The sequence below is a fragment of the Pseudomonas sp. NY15437 genome, from assembly GCF_048068435.1.
Taxonomy (GTDB): Bacteria; Pseudomonadota; Gammaproteobacteria; order Pseudomonadales; family Pseudomonadaceae; genus Pseudomonas; species Pseudomonas nitroreducens_B.
Genome location: NZ_JBLUQC010000037.1, coordinates 1 through 1,374 on the forward strand (window position 1 = coordinate 1; position 1,374 = coordinate 1,374).

General features: G+C 64.6%; 2 protein-coding genes. Both read right to left on the bottom strand.

Annotated elements, in window-relative coordinates; all coding sequences use genetic code 11:
- A partial coding sequence (locus tag ACNFIA_RS31895; RefSeq protein WP_416790990.1) for an electron transfer flavoprotein subunit alpha/FixB family protein occupies positions 1–928 on the bottom strand: 928 nt, incomplete at its 3' end.
- The coding region (locus tag ACNFIA_RS31900) for an electron transfer flavoprotein subunit beta/FixA family protein (protein ID WP_416790991.1) at positions 928–1,374 on the bottom strand (447 nt) is incomplete at its 5' end. The genes ACNFIA_RS31900 and ACNFIA_RS31895, both read right to left, overlap by 1 nt.

Sequence of the window (1,374 nt, forward strand, 5' to 3'; positions counted from 1 at the left end):
AGACGGCCTTTTCCAGCTCCGGTACGGCTTCGAACAGGTCGGCGACCAGGCCGTAGTCGGCCACCTGGAAGATCGGCGCCTCTTCGTCCTTGTTGATCGCAACGATCACTTTCGAATCCTTCATGCCCGCCAGGTGCTGGATGGCGCCGGAGATGCCGACGGCCACGTACAGCTGCGGCGCGACGATCTTGCCGGTCTGGCCGACCTGCATGTCGTTGGGCACGAAGCCGGCGTCAACGGCAGCACGGGAAGCGCCGACGGCAGCGCCCAGCTTGTCAGCCAGGGCGTAGAGGATCTTGAAGTTGTCGCCATTGCCCATGCCACGGCCGCCGGAAACGACGATCTTGGCAGCGGTCAGTTCCGGACGGTCGGACTTGGCCAGCTCTTCGCCCACGAAGGCGGACTTGCCGGCGTCGGCCGGGCCGGACACGGCTTCAACCGCGGCCGAACCACCTTCGGCGGCCACGGCGTCGAAGCCGGTGCCACGCACGGTGATGACCTTGACGGCACCCGAGGACTGCACGGTAGCGATGGCGTTACCGGCGTAGATCGGGCGCTTGAAGGTGTCGGCGCTGACGACTTCGATGATCTCGGAGATCTGGTCGACGTCCAGCAGGGCAGCGACGCGCGGCAGGAAGTTCTTGCCGTTGGTGGTGGCAGCGGCCAGCACGTGGCTGTAGCCCTTGCCCAGCTCAGCGATCAGCGGAGCGACGTTCTCCGGCAGCTGGTGAGCGTAAGCGGCGTTGTCGGCGACCAGCACCTTGGAAACGCCTGCGATCTTGGCAGCGGCTTCGGCCACGCCACCCACGTTCTGGCCAGCGACCAGGACGGCGATGTCGCCACCAATCTTCTGCGCAGCAGCGACGGTGTTCAGGGTGGCAGCGCCCAGTGCGCCGTTGTTGTGCTCAGCGATTACCAGGATAGCCATCAGATTACTTTCGCCTCGTTCTTCAGTTTCTCGACCAGTTCGGCAACGGACTTGACCTTGATACCGGCGCTACGGGCAGCCGGCGCTTCGACTTTCACGGTCTTCACGGTGGAAGCGGTGGAAACGCCCAGGGCGTCCGGGGTCACCACGTCCAGCGGTTTCTTCTTCGCCTTCATGATGTTGGGCAGCGACGCGTAGCGCGGCTCGTTCAGGCGCAGGTCGGTGGTCACGATCGCCGGCAGGTTCAGGGCAACGGTCTGCAGGCCGCCGTCGATTTCACGAGTGACGTTGACCTTGTCGCCAGCCACTTCCACCTTGGAGGCGAAGGTGCCCTGCGCGTAGCCGGTCAGCGCAGCCAGCATCTGGCCGGTCTGGTTGTTGTCGCTGTCGATGGCCTGCTTGCCGAGGATGACCAGCTGCGGCTGCTCTTTATCGACGATGGCTTT